Annotated in this window: 3 protein-coding genes; 1 reads left to right on the top strand and 2 read right to left on the bottom strand. The window is 37.8% G+C overall.

The window, feature by feature from the left end; translation table 11 throughout:
- Positions 1-609: STAS domain-containing protein (locus Q0L68_RS19540; RefSeq protein WP_296705922.1), on the top strand; the 609-nt coding region annotated here is incomplete at its 5' end.
- Positions 610-646: 37 nt separating this feature from the next.
- On the opposite strand, the gene Q0L68_RS19535 is transcribed toward Q0L68_RS19540, so the two are convergent.
- A complete protein-coding gene (locus Q0L68_RS19535) occupies positions 647-1,936 on the bottom strand; it encodes a serine hydrolase (RefSeq protein ID WP_296705921.1) in 1,290 nt (429 codons plus the stop codon).
- Positions 1,937-2,066: 130 nt separating this feature from the next.
- On the bottom strand, positions 2,067-2,547 hold a 481-nt coding region (locus Q0L68_RS19530), incomplete at its 5' end, for a PDZ domain-containing protein (protein WP_296705920.1).

Below are 2,547 nucleotides of genomic sequence, written 5' to 3'. Positions count from 1 at the left end.
GTCGCTTCAGTGATGCTTTTAGTATTTATTATGTTTGGGTCAAGCCTTATAGAACAAGTGCCAATGGCAGCTTTGACTGGTTTGATGATTATGGTTTCCATCGGAACTTTTGAATGGGCAAGTTTGAAGACTTGGAATAAAATGCCTAAGTCGGATGTGTTTCTAATGGTTCTTGTAACTCTCGTGACTGCAGTCTTGCATAACCTAGCCCTAGCAGTATTGGTTGGAGTTATCTTAGCTGCATTATTTTTCGCATGGGACAATGCTAAAAGAATTAGAGCACGGAAGTATATCGATTCAAATGGAATTAAACATTATGAAATGTTTGGACCATTATTCTTCGCTTCTACAACAGCATTTGCGGAAAAATTTGATGTTCAAAATGATCCTGATGAAGTTATTATTGATTTTGAAGAAAGTCGTATAGTAGACATGTCTGCCATTGAGGCACTAAATAAAATCACAGAACGATACCAAAAAGCGGGTAAGAAAATCCATCTAAAACATTTGAGCCCTGATTGTAGGAAACTTCTTCAAAATGCAGATAACCTGATTGATGTCAATGTGATGGAAGATCCAAACTATAAACTTGCAGTTGATAAAATCTAATAAGAAAGGGTAACAAATTCGTTACCCTTTCCTTTTTTTAGTCAATTGCTGAAAAAACCATTTGCCTGAATTTCCAACCGGATTGGTCGCCTGTGCCTCCTTGAGTTTGTTTCATTAAAATTCCAATTGTATTGGTAACTGGGTCGGCAAAATATTGAGTATTGAAATATCCACCCCAATCAAATGTTCCTAAACTACCTATGCCTCCTTTTGCCACACCATTCTCATCTACTAAGCCAAAGGCCAAACCATAGTCTTTTCCTCCATCACCCAACAAATCGCCTACCTGATTGGACATGATAGTTTTTATGGTGGTTGAACTCAAAATCTTCGCTCCATTGTATGTCCCTCCATTCAAATACATTTGAAGGAATTTTGCATAGTCCAAAGCTGTAGAAGAAAGCCCAGCCCCTCCTGAGAAAAAAGTCTTAGCTCCTGTTTTAGGATAATCAGGATCGTAGAAAGTCACGGGGTAAGATTCCCATTCTCCATTCACTTTCCTTTGCACTGTCACCAATCGATTACCTTGAGAATCGTTCAAGTAAAAACCAGTATCCTTCATGCCAAGTGGATCGAAAATCCTGGTTTTAAGGAATTCATCAAATGGCATACCTGATACGATTTCGATCAAATACCCCATAACATCCAAACCCAAACTGTATGTATACTTTGACCCTGGATCATGATGTAAAGGTAGTTTTGCCAGCTTTTTAATATTATCAGAGATTTTTACAGGTTCAGTAGTAAACAATTCTACAATACCAGCTTTGTTGTAAATCATTTTCATCTGCTCATTTCCATCGATCATTCCATACCCCAAACCCGAAGTATGTGTCAATAAATCTCGAATCCGGATTTCTCTTGATGCAGGACGTGTGGAATAGGATGTGTCTCCATAGCTAAATCTTGTCAATACCTGAGGATTTGCAAATTCAGGAATGTAGCGAGAAATAGGATCATCCAATCCGATCTTCCCTTCTTCCCAAAGCATCATCACTGCGGTAGAAGTAATGGCTTTCGATTGAGATGCTATTCTAAAAATTTGATCTTTTGCCATCATGTTTTGATCAGAAACGTTCGCAAAACCTTTTGCTTCGTGATAAACAATTTTTCCGTCCTTGACGATCATTGCTACTAATCCGGGAACTTGATTTGAACTTATGGTTTCATCTAGCATTTGATCGATTCTATCAATTCTCTCCTGTGAGATTCCAGGGAGGGGTTGCTTCCCAATTGGAGATATTTCGCTAGCGATCTGCGAAAATACCTGAGTAGAAATCAAAACTAAAGCAAAAGCTTTAACAAAAAAGGATGTGGTTAATTTCATATGAATATGGGCTTATCGATGTTCAAAATAAGAAAACCAATTGAAAGTCACATCCTTCCTTATCCATTTAGGCATAAAAAAACAGACCAGAAATAAATCTGGCCTGCTTCAATCTACAATCAATCAACAATTAATCTAACTCAACTTCAAAATAGTATTCAGTGCCATCTTGGAACATACCCAAAACAACCACATCCTCACCTGATTTATCATTTAAAACCTCAAGTAATTGCTCTACTGACTTAATTCTTGTTCGTCCCTCGTCGCTTATTACCGAAGTGATAATAAACCCAGGTCTTGCTCCAGCTTCTCTCCATTCAGACTCTCCAACGATTCCAATCATCGCTCCTCCATCGAGTCTCAATCTTTCCTTCAATGGATCTTTGAGTTCTTCGAAAATCATTCCGCCAAACTCATACGTTTTAGGAACTTCCTTCTTAATGATATTTGTATCACCATCAAAGTTTTTGAGGGTAGCTTTAGTTTTATAAGTTTCACCATCTCTCAAGTATTCAACTTCTACTTGATCACCTGGCCTTTTTCTAGCTACCATTTCCTGAAGGTTAGACACATTATTGGTGACTTTTCCATCTACTCCAATGATTACATCA

The sequence above is a fragment of the Algoriphagus sp. genome (assembly GCF_024642405.1).
GTDB lineage: Bacteria > Bacteroidota > Bacteroidia > Cytophagales > Cyclobacteriaceae > Algoriphagus.
Note: the sequence above shows the minus strand (reverse complement) of the source record. Positions and strands in the feature narration are given on the sequence as shown.

Excerpts from the sequence above, each read along its gene's own strand:
- Q0L68_RS19535 (WP_296705921.1), bottom strand. The coding sequence starts at position 1,936 with ATGAAATTAACCACATCCTTTTTTGTTAAAGCTTTTGCTTTAGTTTTG.